This is a genomic window from Streptomyces sp. NPDC020379 (assembly GCF_044387105.1).
In the GTDB taxonomy this organism is placed as follows: Bacteria; Actinomycetota; Actinomycetes; order Streptomycetales; family Streptomycetaceae; genus Streptomyces.
This window is the reverse complement of sequence record NZ_JBIRVR010000003.1, coordinates 145,121-165,766: the sequence shown is the minus strand read 5'-3', so window position 1 is coordinate 165,766 and position 20,646 is coordinate 145,121. Positions and strand designations below refer to the sequence as shown.

The window sequence follows — 20,646 nt, the reverse complement described above, 5'->3', positions numbered from 1 at the left end:
GACCCCGCGGAAGTTCCCGCATCTCTTTGAGCCATCACTCGCGTCACGGCCATTGCCCCGGTCCTCCCGAGCCCCTACGTTGAGCTGCACCTTAACTCGACTTAACCCGCCGCTTACACCGTGGCGGGAACTCGGGAGGAACCCCCCATGCGCAGACGAATATCCCTCGCGGCCGGCGCGGCCGCCCTGACGGCCGCCCTGGCCGCCACGGCCGCGCCGGCGGTCTCCGCCGCCACGCCGCAGCCCGGACGCTCCCAGTCCGTCGAATACTTCACCGGCCCCGACGGCCACCCCCGCCACACCACGGTGCCCGCGTCCCCCACCCCGCCCCGGTCCCTGCGGTCCTCGGTCCGCGGCGACGGCGACGTCATCTCGGTCGTCCGGAACGGCCCGGTCGGCAGCAAGCTCGACGTCGTCTTCGTCGGCGACGGCTACACCGCGGCACAGCAGGGCGACTTCCACACCGCCGTGCGCGCCAAGTGGGCCAAGATGTCGGCCGTCGAGCCGTACGCCTCGTACAAGAACCTGTTCAACGTCTGGGCCGTGGACGCCGTCTCCCACGACTCCGGCGTCTCCGGCGACCCGGGCAAGGACGTCGTCAAGGACACCGCGCTCCGCTCCGCCTTCTTCTGCGACGGCATCGAGCGGCTGCTGTGCGTCGACACCGGCAGGGTCGAGTCGTACGCCGCGAAGGCGCCCGCCGCCGACCTCGTGGTGGTCCTGTCCAACTCCACCAAATACGGCGGCGCGGGCTACAACGACGTCGTCTCCAAGGTGGGTTACGACGGGATCGCCACGGCCTCCTCGGACAACGCCAAGTCCGACCAGATCGCCGTCCACGAGACCGGCCACTCCCTGGGGAAGCTCGCGGACGAGTACCAGTACGACGAGTACGGCACCTACACGGGCGCCGAACCGGCCCAGGCGAACATCACAAGGCTGAGCGCCGCCGAGATGACCGCGCAGCGGCAGAAGTGGTACCGCTGGATCGGCCGGACCTCACCGGACGGCGGCACGGTCGGCGCGTACGAAGGCGGCGGCTACTACCCCAAGGGCCTCTTCCGGCCCACCGAGAACTCGATCATGCGCACCCTGGGGCACGAGTTCAACCTGCCCGGCCGGGAGGCCATGATCGCCGGGTTCTACCGGCACGCGAGCGCGCTGACGAGCGACCGCCGCACGGACACCGCCGTCGGCCGGGGCGAGCGCCTCACCGTGCGGCTGTCCGCGAGCAGCGTGGCGGTCCGGTGGTACGTCGACGGGCGCGAGATCACCGGCGCGCGCGGACGGCTGTCGGTGACTCCCCGGGCGCTCGGCGTCCCCGACGACCACGGGGCGCACACGGTGTCGGCGCGGGCGGCGGACGGCACGGACGCGGTGCGCGACCCCCTGCTGCGGGAACGGATGCGGGGCGCGCTGACCTGGACGACAGCGCGCTGAGCCGGTGCCTGACCGGACCGGCGCGGAATAGGACAGGACCCGGCCTACATCGCTCCTAGGCTCACCCCATGAGCAGTTTCCGCCCTCGCCTCACCGATGAACAGCGCCGCGCCCGCCTCGGCCGCCGGCACCTCCTCGCGCCCGCGCACCGCGCCGCGTCCGTCGAGGACGTGGCGGATGCCCTCGTGGGGCTGCACGCCACCGACGCCGCGACCGTGTATCTGTCCGCGTGCGCACGGCTGGCGGAGCCGTCGGTGGCGGAGGTGGAGCGCGCGCTGTACGAGGACGTCACGCTGTGGAAGCTGCTGTCCATGCGCCACACGATCTTCGCCGTGAGCTCCGGGCTCGCCCCGTACGTCGAAGCCTCCACCGCGCGGGCGATCGCGGCGCGGGAGCGGGCCGCGTTCATGAAGTTCCTCCGGAAGGGCGCCGAGAGCAGCTGGGACGAACAGCGGCTCGCCCGGACGGAGGGGGAGGTGCTCGCCGCCCTCGCCGCCCGCGGGGAGGCGACCACGGCCCAGCTCGCCGAGGACGTGCCCGCCCTGCGGGAGACGATCCTGGTCTCGGCGGGCAAGCCGTACGCGGCCCGGCAGAGCGTCGGCAGCCGGATGCTGCGCCTGCTCGCCTCGGACGGACACGTACGCCGCGCCCGTCCAAGAGGATCGTGGACCAGCAGCATGTATGCATGGGCGCCCGTGCACCGACTGCCGGAACTCCCCGTGCGGGAGTCCAAGGCGGAAGTGGCCCGGCGGTGGCTCGCGTCCTTCGGTCCGGCGACGGAAGCGGATCTGAAGTGGTGGACGGGCTGGACGCTCGGGGACACGCGCCGGGCGCTGGCCGATGTGGGCGTCCAGGACGTGGAGTTGGCCCACGGCCCGGGATTCGCCCTGCCGGACGACCTGGAGGACGTCGAAGCGGCCGAACCGTGGGCGGCGTTCCTCCCGGGCCTCGACCCCACCGCCATGGGCTGGCGAGGCCGGGACTGGTATCTGGACCCGGACCACGTGCCCGCCCTCTTCGACCGCGCGGGCAACATCGGCCCCACCGTGTGGTGGAACGGCCGCGTCGTCGGCGGCTGGGCCCAGCGCCCGGACGGCGAGGTCGTCTGGCGGCTGCTGTCGGACGCCGGCGGCGGTGCGGCCTCCGCCATCGCAGCGGAGGCCGCCCGGTTGTCGGCGTGGCTGGGCGCCGTGCGGGTCACGCCGCGCTTCCGGACGCCGTTGGAACGGGAGCTTTCACTCACGCGCTGAGCGGGGTCCGGCGAACCTTGCGGGTCGGCTGCGGGTGGTCTGGTTCCGCACCACCGCTGCGCGGCGGTGTCCTCAAGCGCCGGACGGGCCGGACGCGGCTGATGCGGGTGTGCGGTTCAGTGCGCCGGGGGTGCCACTCGGCGGGCCCCCGGGTGTCAGGCGGGCTCGGGCCGTTCGACGTTCGGGGACGGCGTCGCGCCGTACGGCTTGGTGATGAACTCGATCGCGCACGTGCCGCCCGGGTCCTTGATGTAGACGCCGCGCCCGCCGTACTCGCGGTTGATCTGCCCCTCGCGCTTCATCGCCGGGTCCGCCCAGTAGCGCACGCCCTTCTTCTCGATGCGGCCGAAGATCGCGTCGAACTCCGCGTCCGTCACGAGGTACGCGAGGTGGCTGATGTTGATCGCGTCCGGCGCCACGTGGTCGTCGGCGAAGTCGATGCCGACGCCGTTGGAGCTGGTGATCTGGGTGAAGGGGCCCCAGTCGAGGGGCGCTTCGGTGTCCATCAGCTCGGCGATGAACGCGGCGGTCTCACGGCGGTCCCTGACGTGGACGATGATGTGGTTCAACTCGTTGGCCATGACGGATCCTTCCTTCATGAGGTGACCCTGCGCGCTTTCCCGGGCACGGCGAGCGCGCCGAGCGCGGCGCATGCCGTGAACGCGGCGGCGATCAGCAGGGCCCTGCCGTATCCAGCGGTCAGTGCCTGCTGGATGTCCTGGGGGTGGGTGGCCAGGCGCCCGGTCGTGACGTGCGAGGCGACGGTCGCCAGGAGAGCGAGTCCGAGCGCGCCGCCGACCTGGCGGGAGGTGTTGACGAGGCCCGAGGCGAGCCCCGCCTCGGCGCGGTCGGTGCCACTGGTCGCGGCCACGGTGGCGGGCATCATCGCGAGTCCCGTACCGAAGGTGGCGAGGACGAACGGTGCTGCCACATCAGTTGCATAATTCCCGTCGGCCCGGATCCAGGAGAGCCAGACGAAGCCGACCGTGCTCAGTGCCATGCCGGCGACGAGCAGCGGGCGCGGCCCCGTGCGGGCGATGATCCGGGTGGCGAGCTGCGCGCCGACGATGATGGCGAGCGAGCCGGGCAGGAAGCACAGGCCCGCCTTGACCGCGCTGTAGCCGAGGATCTGCTGGAAGTAGAGCGACAGCAGGAACCACATCGCGAAGGAGGCCGCGCCCATCCCGAGCACGACGAGGTTGGCGGTGGCCAGGCCGCGGCGGCGCAGGACGGCGAGTGGTACGAGCGGATGCGCGACCCGCGACTCCACGGCGAGGAAGGCCAGGAGCAGCAGCACCCCGGCGGTGAGCGGCGCCCACACGGTGGGGGAGTCCCAGCCGTGCGTCTCGGTGGAGATGATCCCGTAGACGAGCGCGGTCAGGCCGGCGGTGACGGACGCGGCGCCGGGGAGGTCGAGGCGGCGCAGCCCGCCCCGTCCGGAGGTGGTGGCCGGGACGTACACCAGGGCCGCGGCCAACAGGGCGACGCCTATGGGCACATTGACGAACAGTACCCAGCGCCAGCCCGCGTACTCCGTGAGCACCCCGCCGATGACCGCGCCCGCCGCGCCGCCCGCGGCCATGACGGCGCTCCAGGCGCACATCGCGCGGGTCCGGGCCGCGGGCTCGGTGAACGTCGTCATGATCAGGGTGAGGGTGGCCGGGGCGAGCACCGCGCCGCCGATGCCCTGCACGGCGCGGGCGGTGATCAACAGCGCGCCGTCGGTGGCGAGTCCGCCCGCCAGGGAGGCGGCGGTGAAGGCCGTGAGGCCGGTGAGGAAGGCGCGCTTGGTGCCCACGAGGTCGGCCGCGCGGCCGCCGAGCAGCAGGAGCCCGGCGAAGCCGAGGGTGTAGGCGTTGACGATCCACTGCTGACCGGCGCCGCCGAGGTGGAGTTCGGCGCGTATGGACGGCAGGGCCACGTTCACGATCGACACATCGAGGATGACCATGAACTGGGCCGCGCAGGCGATGAAGAGGATCGCCGCGGTGGGCCGGGGGCTCCGGGCGGGCGCGGGACCGGCGAGCGCCGCGGCCGGGTGGCGCGCCTCCCGCGGGGCCGGTGTCCGGGTCGTCGGTGCTGCTGGGTCGGGCATGGCGGAGACATCCTCACGAGCGCTGGACACCCCTCTAAATTAGAGGCTGTCTAAAAATGTAGCACCTCTATTTCCGGTCCTCCGGGGACGTATCCTGGGCTCATGACCCCGCCCGCCGACGCCGCGCCGACCGCTTCTGTGCCCGTGGCCGGGCTGCGCGGCCGCAAGCGCGAGCGCACCCGCCGCGTGATCTCCGACGCGGCCTTCCGGCTCTTCGCCGGGGAGGGGTTCGACGCCGTCACCCTCACCCGGATCGCGGCCGAGGCGGACGTGGCGCCGGCCACCGTCTTCACGCACTTCGCCTCGAAGGAGGACATCTTCTTCGGCCGCCGCGAGGAGTTCGACGCGCAGTTGTGGGAAGCGGTGCGTTCAGGCGCGAGCGGCGCCGAGCTCCTCGACGCCTTGCGCGGCTCGCTCGCGGACGCCTGCGAACTGATCCTCGGTGACGAGGACGCCGTCGCCCAGGGACGCGTCTTCTCCCGCGTCCTGCTGGGCAGTCCGGCCCTCGGCCGCAGCTACACGCACTTCATGCGGCGCCGCCAGGAGCGCCTCCTGGAGCTGCTCGTCGAGCGCGCGGGCCCCCGCGTGCGCGCCGTGCCGGGGCTCCGCGCGGAACTGGAGATCTTCGCCGCCCTCGCGGTCGCCGTCCGGCAACTGGTGTTCGACGTACTGCACGCGAAGCTCGCGGAGGGCGAGCCGCCCGCCCGCATCCGCGCGGCGGTGCGCGACACGCTCGACCGTGCCGCCGGCCGGCTGGCCCGGGCGTACGCCGAATCGGATGTGCTGGACGCGGCGTAGAGTCCCGCCTTCTCCCGCCCCTGGGCGGGTAATTCGCATGCGGTGACCCGGTGGCGATGGGACCGTACGCGGCATGGATGACATCACCGCCCATGAGGCGGTCATTCGGCGTGCCGGAGGGCTCGACGCGCGGGAGGCCGCCGAGGTCTGGCTCCGTTCGTACGACGCGGCGCTGCCCACGGTCCGGCGCGCGCACTCCGACGACGAGGTCCGCGATTACTTCCGGGAGGTGGTGATCCCCGGCCGGGAGGTCTGGGTGGCGCAGTCGCCGGACGGTCCCCTCGTCGGTGTGATGGTTCTCGGGGAGGGGCGCATCGACCAGCTCTACCTCGCGCCGGACCGACGCGGACAGGGCCTCGGTGACCGCTTCGTCGCCCTGGCGAAACGGCGCCACCCCACCGGCCTCGACCTCTGGACGTTCCAGGTCAACACCCCGGCTCACCGCTTCTACGAACGCCACGGCTTCACCGAGGCGGACCGGACGGACGGCGGCGCGAACGAGGAGGGGGAGCCGGACATCCGCTACGTATGGCCGGGGATGCCGTCCGGCGGACACCGCCGACACCTCACTTGAACGCGTTCAAAAACAGGTCTACAGTCACCGCCAAGAGAGTTTTGAACACGTTCAAGAAGGGGTTGGGGACGTGGACCTCACTGTTGTCGCGTACGTCATCTACCTGGTGATCAGCCTGGGTCTCACGGTCTGGGTCGCGCGCACGCTCAGCCGGAACGGCCGGGTCTTCCTCGCCGACGTGCTGCACGGGAACGAGAAGCTCGCGGACGCCGTGAACCACCTGCTGGTGGTCGGCTTCTATCTGGTGAACCTGGGCTTCATCGCCCTGTACCTCCAGGACGACAGCACGATCGCCGACGCCCGCGGCGTGTTCGAGGCGCTGTCGAGGAAGCTCGGCGTCGTGCTGCTCGTGCTCGGTGTCATGCACCTCGGCAATGTCTACGCGCTGAACAAGTTCCGCCGGCGCGGAATGATGGACCGGGAGCAGGTCCCGCCGGTCCCGCCGCAGGCGTACACCGGCCCGGCCGGACCGTGGGCCGCGCCGGCCGGCGGGGCCTGAGTCCGTTGAACACCCCCGCCACCACCGCCGACCGGGGCGCCGAGCGCGCCCCGGTCCGCCGGCTCACCGTGCTGTACGACGACCGGTGCCCGCTCTGCTCCTTCCTGCGCGACTGGCTCGTGAGGCAGCGGCAGCTCGTGCCGCTCGACCTCGTGCCGGTCGGCTCCCCGGAGGCCCGGAGCCGCTTCCCGCACCTCGACCACGCGGCGGCCTTCGAGGAGATCACCGTCGTCGGGGACGGCGGGCAGGTCTACCGAGGGCCCGCCGCCTGGGTGGTGTGCCTGTGGGCGCTCGCCGAGTACCGTCCGCTCTCGCACCGGCTCAGCACGCCCTCCGGGATGCGCCTGGCGCGCGGCGCGGTGCTGACCGCCGCCAAGTACCGCGGGGCGCAGTGGCGGCAGCGCACCGGGCGGGCCGGCGGCGGCGCGCACGACGGGCGGGACGGCTGGGTGTACTCCCCGGCGGCCGGGTGGGCTTACGTCGCTCCCGCCTCCACCGCCGTTCCCGCGGCCCCCGCGGCCTGTGACAGCGGTTGTGCCACGCCCGATTAGGCTCTGACCGTGCCAGCAGACAACGAGCCCCGACCGGCCAAGAGCGAGCAGACCCGCGCTCTGATCCTGGAAACCGCGATGCGGCTGTTCCAGGAGCGGGGCTACGACAAGACCACGATGCGGGCCATCGCCAAGGAGGCCGGGGTCTCCGTCGGCAACGCGTACTACTACTTCGCCGGCAAGGAGCACCTGATCCAGGGCTTCTACGACCGGATCGCCGCCGAGCACCAGGTGGCCGTCCGGGAGGTGCTCGACCGGGAGACCGGCCTGGAGGCGCGGCTCGCCGGGGTCCTCCAGGTGTGGCTGGACATCGCCGCGCCGTACCACGAGTTCGCGGCGCAGTTCTTCAAGAACGCCGCCGACCCGGAGAGCCCCCTCAGCCCCTTCTCGTCCGAGTCCGAGCACGCGCGCGAGGCGGCCATCGCCGTGCACCGCGAGGTGCTGGCGGGCTCCAAGGCGAAGGTCCCGGCCGAGCTCGCCGATGTGCTGCCCGAGCTGATGTGGCTGTCACAGATGGGGCTCGTCCTGTACTGGATCTTCGACCGCTCGCCCGACCGCGCGCGCAGCCGCCGCCTGGCCGACCGCGGCGCCCGCCTGACCACCCGCGGTGTCACCCTGGCCCGCTTCCGGGTCCTGCGCCCCCTGGTGCACGAAGTGCACGAGCTCTTCACGGATTTCCTGCCGGGAATGGCGCAGTCGGTGGCCGCGCGCAAGTGAGGTCCGGGAGTCGTGGTGGCGGCCGCCGCCCGGAAACGCGGAACCGCCCCGGACGACATCATCGTCCGGGGCGGTGGCTGTGCACTCGGCAGGATTCGAACCTGCAACCTCTTGATCCGTAGTCAAGTGCTCTATCCGTTGAGCTACGAGTGCCCGTCGTCTCCGGTGGCCCTCGGGGGGCTGCCGGGTCGGCGTTGCGGGAGCAATATTACCCGAACATTTCCGTGATCCTTCCCGCCCGGCCGCCGGGGCGTCCCGTCGGCCGGGGACGCCCGCGGAGAGGCTCCGGAGGCGCACCTGTGGAGCGTGTCCCCCGTACGCGCACAACCGGCCGGTACGGGCGCGGTGAGGTGGGGGGAGGAGGGGCAAGATGTGTTCATGGGGACCTTCGCCGCGCACGATGGTCTGATCGTCGGCCGCTACCGCCTGAGGGAGAAGATCGGGCGCGGTGGCATGGGCACCGTCTGGCGTGCCACCGATGAGCTGCTCGCCCGCGAAGTCGCGGTCAAAGAGCTGCACATGGATGACGACCGTTCGCTCTCCGGAGCCACCACTCTCCCGACATCCAGCGTCGACCGCACGCTCAGAGAGGCGCGCGCCGCCGCGCTGATCAACCATCCGAATGTGGTCGCCCTCCACGACATAGTGATCCAGGAGGGGCGCCCCTGGATCGTGATGGAGCTGATCGAGGGGCGCGCGCTGTCCGAGGTCCTGGCGGCGGACGGGCCCGCCGGGGCACGGGAGGCGGCCCGCATCGGGGCCGCGCTGCTGGGCGCGCTGCGGGCCGCGCACGCCCGGGGTGTCCTGCACCGTGACATCAAGCCGCCGAACGTCCTGCTGGAGGCCGGTACGGGGCGTGTCGTGCTGACGGACTTCGGCATCGCGCGCGTCTCCGGAGCCACGACGATCACCGAATCCGGCGCGTTCGTCGGCTCACCCGAATACACCGCGCCGGAGCGCATCGCCGGGCGCAGCACCGGACCGGCGTCCGACCTGTGGTCCCTGGGCGTGCTGCTCTGTGTGGTGCTCAGCGGTGAATCGCCCTTCCGCCGCGACTCGTTGGGCGGCATCCTGCAAGCCGTCGTCCAGGACGAGATCCGGCCACCCGCGGCGGCCGAACCCCTGCTGCCGGTCATCCGGGGGCTGCTGGAACGCGACCCCGGGCGCCGGATGGGCGCGGACGAGGCGGAATGGCTGCTGCTGACCTACCTCGCCTCGGGCCGGATGCCCGAGGCGGTGGGCCGCTCCGGTCCCCGCGCGCTCCGGCGCCCCCGCCGCAGGGGCAGGCCGCGCGCGCGAAGGCGCGCCCACGGCACCGGCCCGCTCACTCCGCGGTCCGCCACCTCGCCGCTGCCCCCGCCACCGCCCTTCGGGCCCGCTCCGCAAGGCCGCGCCCGGCTCGCCCTGATGACCGGTGTCGCCGTGATGACGCTGGCCGGGATGGGCGCCGGGCTCGCCGCTCTGCTGACGGGCTCGGACACCGGAGGGGTGGACGACAAGCCGAGCCACGTGGCGAGCGGCCCGCTGTCGCACTCGCCCTCAGCCCGCTCGCCCTCCGTGCCGCCCGCCACCGCCGCCGTCGACGCCCCGGACGGCTATCACGCGGTCCAGGACCCCGCGGGCTTCGCCCTGGCGGTCCCGGACGGCTTCACCCGCTCCTTCGAGCCGCCGCGCGTCCTCTACCGCTCGCCCGGCGGGAAGTTCGTCATCGGCGTCACGATCCAGGACCGGCAGGAGGACGGTCCGATGGGCGCGCTGCGCACCGCCGCCGAGGCGGCCCCCGACCGCTATCCGGGCTATCGCGACGCCACGGTCACCCCCGTCACGCACAAGGATGACTTCGCCGCCCTCTGGGAGTTCACCTGGGACGAGGACACGGGCGACGGGAGCGCCCGGCGCATGTACGACGTCTGCTGGGACGAGGGCGACAAGAGGTACGACGTGTGGGTGGCCTCCCCCGACGGCCAGGCCGCTGAGGGCCGCCGCTACGCGCAGACGGCGCTCGACACCTTCGTACGCGTCCGGCCCGTGTCGGTTCCCTGACGGCCGTCGGAGAACCTCGCCACGACGGCCGCCAGGCAACGCCGTCCCCGGCAGTCCCCCGGATTTCCTCGGCGGCCGTCACGGAAGCGGCACGGGGCGGCGGCCCGGCGGAAAGTGGTTACTGCCGGGTACCCAAAGTGTGCGAGCCCGCCTACGCTCGCCCCCATGACCGACTCGCGGCACAGCGCAGCAGCAGAGGGACCGGCAGCGGAAGCGGCGGCACCGGTGGAGGGCGGGAACCCGGTCGCCCCGCCCGGAGCCCGTACCGCCGCGGACGTCGTCACGCCCGCGCTCGTCGCCCGGCTCACCCGGGGGCTCACCGGATCCGGGACGACCGTCAGCCATACGCCCTTCACCGGGCGGAAGCTGGCCGACCTGCCGGAGTCCGGCCCGGAGGACGTGGCCGCAGCGTTCGGGCGGGCACGCGAGGCGCAGCGCGCGTGGGCGGCCGTGCCCGTACGGGAGCGCGCCGCCGTCCTGTTGCGCTTCCACGACCTCGTGCTGGCCCGCCAGGCGGAGGTGCTCGACCTGATCCAGGTGGAGACCGGCAAAGCCCGGCTGCACGCGCACGAGGAGGTGCAGGCGGTGGCCGTCTCCGCCCGCCATTACGGGCGCAAGGCTCCCGCGTATCTGCGTCCCAAGAGGCACACCGGCGTCGTGCCGGCACTCACCAAGGTCACCGAACTGCGCCTGCCGCGTGGTGTCGTGGGCCAGATCTCGCCGTGGAACTACCCCTTCGAGCTGTCCGCCGGCGACGCGCTGCCCGCCCTCGTCGCGGGCAACGCCCTTGTCACCAAGCCCGACACCGAGACCGCTCTGACCGCCCTGTGGGCCCGGGAGCTGCTGATCGAGGCGGGGCTGCCCCCGGCGGTCTGGCAGATCGTGCTGGGGGAGGGGCCGGTGGTCGGACCCGCCGTCGTGGCGCACGCCGACTACGTCTCCTTCACCGGCTCCACCGCCACCGGCCGCGAGGTCGCGCGGGGAGCGGCCGCCCGGCTGGTCGGCTGCTCGCTCGAACTCGGCGGCAAGAACGCCATGCTGGTCCTGCGCGACGCCGACATCGAGAAGGCGGCGGCGGGCGCGGTCCGCGGCTGCTTCTCGTCCGCGGGGCAACTGTGCGTCTCCATCGAGCGGCTGTACGTCCACGAGTCGGTCGCCGAGGCCTTCATCGAGCGCTTCGTCGCCCGGACGCGCGCGATGCGGCTCGGCACGGGCCTCGCCTACGGCGCCGACATGGGGTCGCTGGTCTCCGCCAGGCAACTGGAGACCGTCACCCGGCACGTCGAGGAAGCCGTGGCCAAGGGCGCCACCGTCCGCACCGGCGGCCGCCCCCGGCCGGACGTCGGCCCGCTCTTCTACGAACCGACCGTCCTCGAAGGCGTCGAGGCGCCGATGGCGGTCTGCACGGAGGAGACGTTCGGGCCGGTGGTCTCCGTCTACCGCTTCCGTGACGAGGACGAGGCCGTCGCGACGGCCAACGCCACTCCGTACGGGCTGAACGCGTCCGTCTGGACCGAGGACGGGCGGCGCGGCCGCGCGGTCGCCGCCCGGCTGCGGGCGGGCACCGTCAACGTCAACGAGGCGTACGCGGCGGCCTACGGCAGCGCGCAGTCACCCATGGGAGGCATGGGCGACTCCGGCCTCGGCCGCCGGCACGGCTCCGAGGGCATCCTGAAGTACACCGAACCCCAGACCGTCGCCCAGCAGCGGCTCATGCCGCTCGCACCGTCCTTCGGGATGACGGACGAGAAGTACGCGGAGTTCATGACCCGCAGCCTGCGCGCGCTGAAGGCACTGCGCCTGCGCTGACCGGACGCTCTTACGGAGGTACAGGTGCCCGCGTCTGCCGACGACAAGAAGGACCGCGAGGAGAAGGCCCGCGCCGGGAAAGACCCCGGCGGGAAAGACCCCGGCGGGCAAGACCCCGGCGGTGAAAACCCTTACGACTACGACGTGATCGTCGTCGGCTCGGGCTTCGGCGGAGCGGTGTCCGCCCTCCGCCTGACCGAGAAGGGCTACCGGGTGGGCGTGCTGGAGGCGGGCCGCCGCTTCACCCGCGACACTCTGCCCAGGAGCTCCTGGGACGTACGCAACTACCTGTGGGCGCCCGCCCTCGGCCTCTACGGCATCCAGCGCATCCACCTGCTCGGCCATGTGATGGTCCTGGCGGGCGCCGGCGTCGGCGGCGGGTCCCTCAACTACGCCAACACGCTGTACGTCCCGCCGAAGGCGTTCTTCGACGACCCGCAGTGGGCCGGCATCACCGACTGGCAGGAGGAGCTCAAGCCGTACTACGCGCAGGCGCAGCGCATGCTCGGCGTGCGGCTCAACCCGACCATGACGCCCTCGGACGTCCATCTGCGGGCGGCGGCCGAGAAGATGGGCGTGGGGGAGACCTTCCACCGCGCGCCGGTGGGCGTTTTCTTCGGGGACGGGCAGGACGCGGACGGCGCGTCCCGCGCGCGGCCCGGCGAGGAGGCCGCCGACCCGTACTTCGGGGGCGCGGGACCGGCGCGCAAGGCGTGCGTCGAGTGCGGTGAGTGCATGACCGGCTGCCGTCGCGGCGCGAAGAACACCCTCAACGAGAACTACCTCCACCTCGCCGAACGGGCCGGGGCCGTTGTTCACCCGATGACGACGGTCGTCGCCGTCACGGAACACCGGGAGGGCGGCCACCGCGTCGTCACCGTCCCCACCGACAAGCGGCGCAAGGCCCGCCCCCGGGTGCTGCGCGCGCGGCACGTGGTGATCGCGGCCGGCACGTACGGCACGCAGACGCTGCTGCACACCATGAAGGACAAGGGGCTGCTGCCCCGCATCCCCGACGGGCTCGGACGGCTGACCCGGACGAACTCGGAGGCACTGGTCGGCGCGCAGACCGACGACCGCCGCTACCGCGCGGCCCATGGCGCGCCGGAGGCCGACTTCACCCGGGGCGTCGCGATCACGTCGTCGATCCATCCGAACGCCAACACGCATATCGAGCCCGTCCGTTACGGCAAGGGCTCCAACGCGATGGGTGTGCTGTCGATCCCCCAGGTGCCGGTGGGCACGCGCGCCCCGCGCGCCGTGGCGTTCGCGGCACACTGCGCGCGGCACCCGGTGCAGCTGCTGCGTTCGCTGTCCCTCCACCGCTGGTCCGAGCGCACGATCATCGGGCTCGTCATGCAGTCGCTCGACAACTCCCTGACGACGTACCGGAAGGAGAAGGGCATCGGCAGGGGACTGCTCACCGCGCGGCAGGGGCACGGCACGCCCAACCCGAAGCAGATCCCCGAGGCGGCCGAGGCGGCGACGCTGATCGCGCGGGAGATCAACGGCTTCGCGGGCAGCAACGTCGGTGAGCTGATGGGCACCCCGCTCACCGCGCACTTCCTGGGCGGCTGCCCGATCGGCGCGGACGCCACGCAGGGCGTCATCGACCCGTACCACCGGCTGTACGGCCACCCGGGGATCTCGGTCGTCGACGGCGCCGCGGTCTCGGCGAACCTCGGCGTCAACCCGTCACTGACGATCACGGCGCAGGCGGAACGCGCGATGTCCTTCTGGCCCAACAAGGGCGAGCGGGACGCGCGCCCGCCGCAGGGCGGCACATACGAGCGCGTACCGGCGGTGGCACCGCACCACCCGGCGGTCCCGAAGGGCGCGTTCGCGGAGCTGCTGTTGCCCTGGCCGCGGCGCCTCCGGGCGACGGTCAGATTGACCGCTGACCGCTGACCGCTGACCGCTGACCGCTGACCGCTGACCGGGATCACCGCGCACGGCGAAGGGCCCCGGGCCGCTTCCGCGGGGGCGTGCGGGCGGTCCGGGGCCCTTGACTGCCGGCACCGGGGGTCGGGCAGGGCCGGTGCCGCGGAGCGGCGCCGGGGGGAGCGCCGCTGGCATCTGGGTGGTGCGTTCGCGCTCGCCGCGCGATTCGTGCGGGCGCCTCGCCGAGGACAGTGGTTCAACCAATGGCGGTACGGAGCCGGGGCTTCGGCGCTCTCTTGGCATCGTGCGGGATGCGCCGCTCCGAGCGCAACCGTTTCGACCGGATACGGTCGGTTCCAGGCGTCCCCGGAACCGACCGTCCTTCGGGTGGCGGCCGGGCTGCTGTCCCCTGCTGACCGGTCGCCTCGCCACCGGAACGCGGTCCCACGACGTGCGTACGCGCACGTCTCGCGCTCCGGCGGATCCGCCCTGTCGCGCCGGGCGACCGGGCGAGCAGGGGCGGAAGCCACGCGTGCATTTCGGTGGGCCGCTCCTGGCCGGCGCGGCACCGGGTCCAACGAAGGGTGCGGAGGGCGGTCACGCGCCTTTCGGGTGACGAGGGGGTGGTGCGGGAGCGGACCACCGGCTCAGACGCGCCCCCTGCAGAGCTCCAGCAGCGTCATGGCGAGAGCCGTGCCCGGCTTGCCCAGCCGGCCGCTGTAGTGGCCGAGGATCTCCATCTCGCGCGCCAGGTTCACGCGCCGCCCGCCGGAGGCGATGCGTTCGCGCTGGATCACCGCCGAGACGGCCATCCGTTCCTGCACGAGACCGATGATCCGGCCGTCGAGATCGTCGATCCGCTTGCGCTCGTCGGTGATGACGCCCGCGGCCTCGTCGGTGCGGGCGCCGGTCTCCGCGACGGTCCGAGTGCTCATGTGTGTTCCTCCAAAGGGGCGCGGCCCCCCGGAGCGGCAAGGCCCGGGAAAACGACAGGCGCCCCGGGCCTTGTCGGCCCGGGGCGCCTGTCGAAGTCGCTTGTCAGTGGCTCAAGCAGCACGACCATGGCAGCCGGACGGGCCGGTTGCCATAGGTAAAGACGTAGGTCAGGTGCTTGCGCATGGCGGACAGTATGGCCCGGGCGAGGCCCCGGGGACAACGCGGATTCGGATGGTGAGACAAAAGCAAGCCCCCACGCCCCGGTAGAATCGACAAATAGAGACCCCCTCACCGACCGCCGGAAGGCCGCTCCCGTGTCAGCAGCACCCCCCGCCGCCGCCCACGACAACACCGCGGAACCGGTGCTCGTTGTCGACTTCGGTGCGCAGTACGCCCAGCTCATCGCCCGTCGAGTCCGTGAGGCGCGGGTCTACAGCGAGATCGTCCCGTCCACCATGCCGGTGGCCGAGATGCTCGCCAGGAACCCCAAGGCGATCATCCTCTCCGGCGGCCCGTCGTCCGTCTACGAGGAGGGCGCGCCGACCGTCGACCGCTCCCTCTTCGAGGCCGGCGTCCCGGTCTTCGGCATGTGCTACGGCTTCCAGCTGATGGCCACCACCCTCGGCGGCACCGTCGACAACACCGGCGCGCGCGAGTACGGCCGTACGGCGCTGACCGTCTCCCGCCCCGGCTCGACGCTCTTCGAGGGCACCCCCGCCGAGCAGTCGGTGTGGATGTCGCACGGCGACGCCTGCTCGGCCGCCCCCGAGGGCTTCACCGTCACCGCGTCCACGGACGTCGTGCCCGTCGCCGCCTTCGAGAACGACGAGAAGAAGCTCTACGGCGTCCAGTACCACCCCGAGGTCATGCACTCCACGCACGGCCAGCAGGTGCTGGAGCACTTCCTCTACCGCGGCGCCGGCATCGAGCCCAGCTGGACCACCGGCAATGTCATCGAGGAGCAGGTCGCCGCGATCCGCGCCCAGGTCGGCACCAAGCGCGCGATCTGTGGTCTCTCCGGCGGCGTGGACTCCGCCGTCGCCGCCGCCCTGGTCCAGAAGGCCATCGGCGACCAGCTCACCTGCGTCTACGTCGACCACGGCCTGATGCGCAAGGGTGAGACCGAGCAGGTCGAGAAGGACTTCGTCGCCGCGACGGGCGTCCAGCTGAAGGTCGTCGACGCCCAGGAGCGCTTCCTGACCGCCCTCGCCGGCGTCTCCGAGCCGGAGGCCAAGCGCAAGATCATCGGCCGGGAGTTCATCCGCGTCTTCGAGCAGGCCCAGGCCGAGATCGTGGCCGAGGCGGGCGCCGAGGGCGAGGACGTCGCGTTCCTCGTCCAGGGCACGCTCTACCCCGACGTGGTCGAGTCCGGTGGCGGCACCGGCACCGCCAACATCAAGTCCCACCACAACGTGGGCGGCCTCCCCGAGGACCTGGAGTTCGAGCTCGTCGAGCCGCTCCGCCAGCTCTTCAAGGACGAGGTCCGCATGGTCGGCTCGGAGCTGGGCCTGCCGGACGAGATCGTCCAGCGCCAGCCCTTCCCGGGCCCGGGCCTCGGCATCCGCATCGTCGGCGAGGTCACCAAGGAGCGCCTGGACCTGCTGCGCGAGGCCGATGCCATCGCCCGCGAGGAGCTGACCCTCGCCGGTCTCGACCGCGAGATCTGGCAGTGCCCGGTCGTCCTGCTCGCGGACGTCCGCAGCGTCGGCGTCCAGGGCGACGGCCGCACCTACGGCCACCCGATCGTGCTGCGCCCGGTCTCCTCCGAGGACGCCATGACGGCCGACTGGTCGCGCCTGCCGTACGACGTCCTGTCGAAGATCTCGACCCGCATCACCAACGAGGTCGACGACGTGAACCGCGTCGTCCTCGACATCACCAGCAAGCCGCCGGGCACCATCGAGTGGGAGTAGTCCTCCCCTGAGGCCCGCCGGGGTCAAACGCCAGTGCCGTCGCTCATTCGTTTGGGTGGCGGCACTGTCATGTGGGATGGGTACGCTGACTGTACGGCCCGGAATCCCGTCCATGGGAGGACTTATGACCGCTGAGATCGCGTCCCCCCGGCCGGTGCCGCCGCAGGCCGGTTACACCGTGGACGACCTGCTGACGCTGCCCGACCTCCCGCCGCACACGGAGCTGATCGACGGGAGCCTGGTTCTCGTGGGTCCGCAGCGATATTTCCCTAGCATCTGATCGACCTGCTGCTGAACGGACTCCGGCGTACTGCGCCACCCGAGCCGCGGGCTGTCCGGGAGATGGCGGTGCCGCTAGGCGGAACGGCCCGGAGCCGGACATCTCCGTCATCCGTGCCGGGGCGGTGCGGAGTAGAGAGCAGACGTACTTCCAGGTCAGGGATGTGCTGCTCGCGGTCGAGGTGGTCTCCCCGGACTCGGAAGCCCGGGATCGTGACACCAAGCCGCACAAGTACGCCGCTGCGGGCATCCCGTACTTCTGGCGCGTCGAGATGGTCGGTGCGGACTGTCAGCCCGTCGTTCATGTCTTTGAGCTCGACAAGGAGTCGCGCGGCTACACCCCGACCGGTACGTACCGCGACACACTCAAGCTCTCCGTCCCCTTCGACATCGACATCGGCCTCACGGAGATCGACCAGCTGTGATCGCCTGGCTGTTGCGGGTCAGGAGGTTGATGACGTTTCGCTGATCAGCGGATCTCGTTGTCGGGGTGCTCGCTGTCGTAGGACTCGCGGGAGCGAGCGATGTGGGCCCGGTGTTCGAGTGACCAGTCGGCGAGTGCCTTGACGAGGTGGGTCAGGCTCGCGCCCGTCTCGGTGAGCCTGTAGTCGACCTGGGCCGGCACGGTCGGATACACGGTCCGAAGGACCAGACCGTCTCGCTCCAGCCGGCGCACCGTAAGGGTCAGCATGCGCTGAGAGATCCCGTGAATGGCGCGCTGAAGTTGCCGGAAGCGCTGCGGGCCGCTGGCGAGCTCGACGATGACGAGGACCGACCACTTGTCACCGACCCGGTCGAGGACGTCGCGGATCCCGCAGTCGGGGTGGTCCTGCTGTCCGCAGGGTTCGAGTTCAGCGGGTCCGGCGGTTACCTCGGTGTGCGTCACTGACACTGAACTGCCTCCTTGTGGGTCGACCTGGGCCGGTTGAAGATCTCACCGTAGTTACTGAAGAGAACCACGGTAGGAGACAGAACCGCAATGATCATGGTGACCGGCGCGAACGGACAGCTCGCCTCTCTCACGCTCCGGGAGTTGGCGGAGCGCCACGTGCCCGCCCTGGGCGGCACTCGATCGCCCGCGGAAGGGCAGCGGCGACTCGACTTCGACGACCCCACGAGCCTCGACCTCACCGGCGTTTCTACGCTGGTCCTCGTCTCGGCGGGGTACGCCGAGGACGACCAGGTCATCGCCCGGCACCAGGCAGCTCTGGACGCTGCGGTGCGCGATGGCGTGAGCCACGTGGTCTACACCAGCCTCACCGGCGACGGTAACCACCTCGGCTTCGCGCTCGCCCATCGGGCCACCGAGCAGCTGATCAAGGTCAGTGGACTTGGGTGGACGGTCCTGCGCAACGGGCTGTACGCCGAACTCTTCGGGGCGCTCCTGACCTGGACTGCTGACGGCGTGGAATCAGCGTTCGCCGACGGCGCGCTCGCCGCTGTGGCGCGGGCGGACCTGGCCGCGGCCGCAGCCGTCGTGGCCAGCAATCCGACTCCGCACGCCGGCAAGACCTACGACCTGGTCGGCGAACCGATCAGCGCCGCCGGCATCGCCGAATCCCTCGGGGTCGCGCACCGGACCATCGGGCTCGGGGAGTACCGGGCCCAACTCCTCGCCGACGAGGCGCTACTGCCGTTCCAGCCGGCGATGCTCGCCTCGATCGCGACCAGCGTCCGCCACGGGTTCCTCAGCACCACCAGCCCCGACCTCGCCCAACTACTCGGCCGACCGCTCACCGACCCGCTCACCGTCGCCACGGACGCCGCGGCCGCGATGCGCCCCGACGCCAGCTGACACGGATGGTTCACCGCAATGCGCCGCTGTCCATCGAAGGCCGCCGTCGCCTGATCGAACGCTGCCGCACCCGACCGATCGCGCACGTCGCCGCCCGCCGAGATGGGTATCTCTCGGGCGTGCGCCTCGAAGTGGGTTACCTAACCGCTGTCGGCAACACGGGGACCTCGGACTGCCCGACCGGTCCTCGACTCCGTCCCGCCAGCCGACCGCGACCAGCGCAGACGTCGTCGCGCAGATCGAGGACCTGCGGCGCAGGAACAAGTGGTCCGCCTCCCGAATCGCCTTTGAGCTGCAAGAAGACGGCTGGACGATCAGCCGCCGTACCGTCTCACGGCACCTGCGCACACTCGGATTGAACCATCGCCGGTTCCTCGACCCGAACGGAGAATCCAACCGCGAGCCACGGCGGATCACAGCCCGCCGGCCCGGACACATGGTCCACATCGACGTGAAGAAGGTCGGGCGGATCCCCGACGGCGGCGGTTGGCGAGCCCATGGCCGAGGGAGCGATCAGGCCAAGGCTGCCGAGCGTCGGAAGCGGAATGGCCGGCGCGCCGGATATGCCTGCCTGCACTCGGCCGTCGATGGGTACAGCCGACTCGCCTGCACCGAATCGCTGAGCGGTGAGAAGGCCGGCACCGCCATCGCGTTCCTGCACAGAGCGCGAGCCTGGTTTGCGGCACACGGCATTACCCGCATCGAGCGGATCGTCACCGACAACGGCTCCTGCTACCGAGCCGACGCCTTCGCTCGGGCTCTCCTCGGGTCACGGCACCAGCGGATCGCTCCATACACGCCCCGCCACAACGGCAAGGTAGAGCGATACAACCGGATCCTTGCCGAGGAGTTCCTCTATGCCAGGACCTGGCAATCCGAAGGCCAACGAAGCCAGGCGCTCAACATGTGGAACATCCACTACACCTACCACCGGCCCCACAGCGGCGCGGGAGGGCAACCACCAGCTGCCCGACTGCGTGACGGCGTCACCAACGTCGTGGCCTCGTCCACCTGGCGGCGTCCGCCCCAGGGCGCCGCTTTTCTCTTGCGCGCATGGCGAGACGAAACGTATCGTTTCGAATGTGAGTCGTCGAACCCTCGCAGGAGGAACCGCCATGCAGCAAACCGTCGACGTCGCCCCCGACGTGCACCTGTGGAGCGAAGCGCGTGGGCCCGCCGACGCGCCCGCGCTGCTGCTGATCATGGGCGCGCAGGCGTCCGGCCTGGGCTGGCCCGAGGAGTTGGTCGACGCGCTGGCGGTCCGGCATCAGGTGATCCGCTACGACCACCGCGACGCGGGCCGCTCGACCTGGTCGTACGACGCGCACCCCTACCGCATCAACGACCTCGCCGAGGACGCGCTCGCCGTCCTGGACGCGTACGGCGTCGAACGCGCCCATGTCGTCGGGATGTCACTCGGCGGCATGCTGGCCCAGCTGCTGCTGGCCGACCATCCGGAGCGCATCCTCAGTGCCACCCTTTTCAGCACCTGCGCGCTCAGCGAGAAGCCGCTGACCGCTCCCGACGGCACGGAGACCGCCGCCGCCGACCTGCCGGCCATCGACCCGCGCGTGCTGGAGATGTGGGCGCGGCCCGTCGAGGACCACGGCCTGGAGGCCGAGCTCGACCGGCGTGTGGAGCACTGGCAGGTGCTCAGCGGCACCGACCTCCCCTTCCACGCGGACGAGATGCGCGAGCGCGAACGCCGGATCATCGAACACGCGGGGCGCTACGACGTCTCCACCGCCCATGGGCGCGCCGACCACTCCGACATGCTGCGCACGGACGAGCTGGCGCGTAACACCGTTCCCACGCTCATCGTCGAGGCCCCGGCCGAACCCGTCTTCCCGCCGCCGCACCCGAGCCACCTCCAGCAGGCCATCGGCGCCGCCCGCCTGGTGCGGATGCCGGGCATGGGGCACGCGCTGCCACGCGAGTGCCTCGGGCCGCTCGCCGACGCGATCCTGGCGCACACGGCGCGTGTGTGATCCGTGGTGCCGCGCCCCTGTCCTCCTCGCCTACCCGGAGGTAGCTTCCGAGGCGTACGGAACCGCGCGCATCGTAAG

The 20,646-nt window shown here is 71.7% G+C and carries 17 protein-coding genes, 1 tRNA gene and 2 pseudogenes; 15 read left to right on the top strand and 5 right to left on the bottom strand.

Annotated features, from left to right (window positions below):
- Positions 1-147: 147 nt before the first annotated feature.
- Entirely contained in the window at positions 148-1,440 is a 1,293-nt protein-coding gene (locus tag ACH427_RS05550; protein ID WP_398868097.1) for a M64 family metallopeptidase, read from the top strand.
- Positions 1,441-1,508: 68 nt separating this feature from the next.
- Entirely contained in the window at positions 1,509-2,690 is a 1,182-nt protein-coding gene (locus ACH427_RS05545) for a winged helix DNA-binding domain-containing protein (protein ID WP_398868096.1), read from the top strand.
- A gap of 155 nt (positions 2,691-2,845) precedes the next feature.
- On the opposite strand, the gene ACH427_RS05540 is transcribed toward ACH427_RS05545, so the two are convergent.
- Entirely contained in the window at positions 2,846-3,271 is a 426-nt protein-coding gene (locus ACH427_RS05540; protein WP_398868095.1) for a VOC family protein, read from the bottom strand.
- Between the two features lie 14 nt (positions 3,272-3,285).
- Positions 3,286-4,785, bottom strand: a complete 1,500-nt coding sequence (locus ACH427_RS05535) for an MFS transporter (RefSeq protein ID WP_398868093.1) — start codon at positions 4,783-4,785, stop codon at positions 3,286-3,288.
- A gap of 102 nt (positions 4,786-4,887) precedes the next feature.
- Between ACH427_RS05535 and ACH427_RS05530 the strand changes: the two genes are divergently transcribed.
- From ACH427_RS05530 to ACH427_RS05510, 5 genes are all read left to right on the top strand, one after another.
- Complete coding sequence (locus ACH427_RS05530) at positions 4,888-5,583, top strand: TetR/AcrR family transcriptional regulator (RefSeq protein WP_398868092.1); 696 nt, start codon at positions 4,888-4,890, stop codon at positions 5,581-5,583.
- Positions 5,584-5,656: 73 nt separating this feature from the next.
- Positions 5,657-6,157, top strand: coding sequence for a GNAT family N-acetyltransferase (locus ACH427_RS05525; RefSeq protein WP_398868091.1), 501 nt, complete (start codon positions 5,657-5,659; stop codon positions 6,155-6,157).
- A gap of 70 nt (positions 6,158-6,227) precedes the next feature.
- A complete protein-coding gene (locus tag ACH427_RS05520) occupies positions 6,228-6,656 on the top strand; it encodes a hypothetical protein (RefSeq protein WP_398868090.1) in 429 nt (142 codons plus the stop codon).
- A gap of 5 nt (positions 6,657-6,661) precedes the next feature.
- Entirely contained in the window at positions 6,662-7,207 is a 546-nt protein-coding gene (locus ACH427_RS05515) for a thiol-disulfide oxidoreductase DCC family protein (protein WP_398868089.1), read from the top strand.
- A gap of 78 nt (positions 7,208-7,285) precedes the next feature.
- On the top strand, positions 7,286-7,924 hold the full coding sequence (locus ACH427_RS05510; protein ID WP_398868284.1) for a TetR family transcriptional regulator: 639 nt from the start codon (positions 7,286-7,288) through the stop codon (positions 7,922-7,924).
- A gap of 80 nt (positions 7,925-8,004) precedes the next feature.
- On the opposite strand, the gene ACH427_RS05505 is transcribed toward ACH427_RS05510, so the two are convergent.
- Positions 8,005-8,077: transfer RNA gene (locus ACH427_RS05505), tRNA-Arg, on the bottom strand.
- A gap of 225 nt (positions 8,078-8,302) precedes the next feature.
- Between ACH427_RS05505 and ACH427_RS05500 the strand changes: the two genes are divergently transcribed.
- The 3 genes from ACH427_RS05500 (at position 8,303) to ACH427_RS05490 (ending at position 13,684) form a co-directional block, all read left to right on the top strand.
- Positions 8,303-9,967 (top strand): serine/threonine-protein kinase, encoded by a 1,665-nt coding sequence (locus ACH427_RS05500; RefSeq protein ID WP_398868088.1) that lies wholly within the window; start codon positions 8,303-8,305, stop codon positions 9,965-9,967.
- A gap of 165 nt (positions 9,968-10,132) precedes the next feature.
- A complete protein-coding gene (locus ACH427_RS05495) occupies positions 10,133-11,776 on the top strand; it encodes a succinic semialdehyde dehydrogenase (RefSeq protein WP_398868087.1) in 1,644 nt (547 codons plus the stop codon).
- Positions 11,777-11,920: 144 nt separating this feature from the next.
- Positions 11,921-13,684, top strand: a complete 1,764-nt coding sequence (locus ACH427_RS05490) for a GMC family oxidoreductase N-terminal domain-containing protein (protein WP_398868283.1) — start codon at positions 11,921-11,923, stop codon at positions 13,682-13,684.
- Between the two features lie 620 nt (positions 13,685-14,304).
- Here ACH427_RS05490 and ACH427_RS05485 read toward each other — a convergent pair.
- Complete coding sequence (locus ACH427_RS05485; protein WP_398868086.1) at positions 14,305-14,592, bottom strand: chorismate mutase; 288 nt, start codon at positions 14,590-14,592, stop codon at positions 14,305-14,307.
- Positions 14,593-14,907: 315 nt separating this feature from the next.
- Here ACH427_RS05485 and guaA point away from each other — a divergent pair, with 315 nt between their 5' ends.
- Both guaA and ACH427_RS05475 read left to right on the top strand, forming a co-directional pair.
- The gene (gene guaA / locus ACH427_RS05480) at positions 14,908-16,506 is read left to right on the top strand and encodes a glutamine-hydrolyzing GMP synthase (protein ID WP_398868085.1); all 1,599 of its coding nucleotides are present in this window, start codon (positions 14,908-14,910) and stop codon (positions 16,504-16,506) included.
- A 112-nt stretch (positions 16,507-16,618) separates the two neighbouring features.
- Positions 16,619-17,210 (top strand): annotated as a pseudogene (locus ACH427_RS05475) (Uma2 family endonuclease).
- Between the two features lie 44 nt (positions 17,211-17,254).
- Here the strand turns inward: ACH427_RS05475 and ACH427_RS05470 are convergent.
- Positions 17,255-17,677, bottom strand: a complete 423-nt coding sequence (locus tag ACH427_RS05470) for a winged helix-turn-helix transcriptional regulator (RefSeq protein WP_398868084.1) — start codon at positions 17,675-17,677, stop codon at positions 17,255-17,257.
- An 87-nt stretch (positions 17,678-17,764) separates the two neighbouring features.
- Here ACH427_RS05470 and ACH427_RS05465 point away from each other — a divergent pair, with 87 nt between their 5' ends.
- From ACH427_RS05465 to ACH427_RS05455, 3 genes and pseudogenes are all read left to right on the top strand, one after another.
- Complete coding sequence (locus ACH427_RS05465; protein ID WP_398868083.1) at positions 17,765-18,580, top strand: NAD(P)H-binding protein; 816 nt, start codon at positions 17,765-17,767, stop codon at positions 18,578-18,580.
- Positions 18,581-18,585: 5 nt separating this feature from the next.
- A pseudogene (locus ACH427_RS05460) lies at positions 18,586-19,592 on the top strand (IS481 family transposase); the annotation flags it as partial.
- A gap of 103 nt (positions 19,593-19,695) precedes the next feature.
- Complete coding sequence (locus ACH427_RS05455) at positions 19,696-20,568, top strand: alpha/beta fold hydrolase (protein ID WP_398868082.1); 873 nt, start codon at positions 19,696-19,698, stop codon at positions 20,566-20,568.
- The last annotated feature ends 78 nt before the right edge of the window (positions 20,569-20,646 follow it).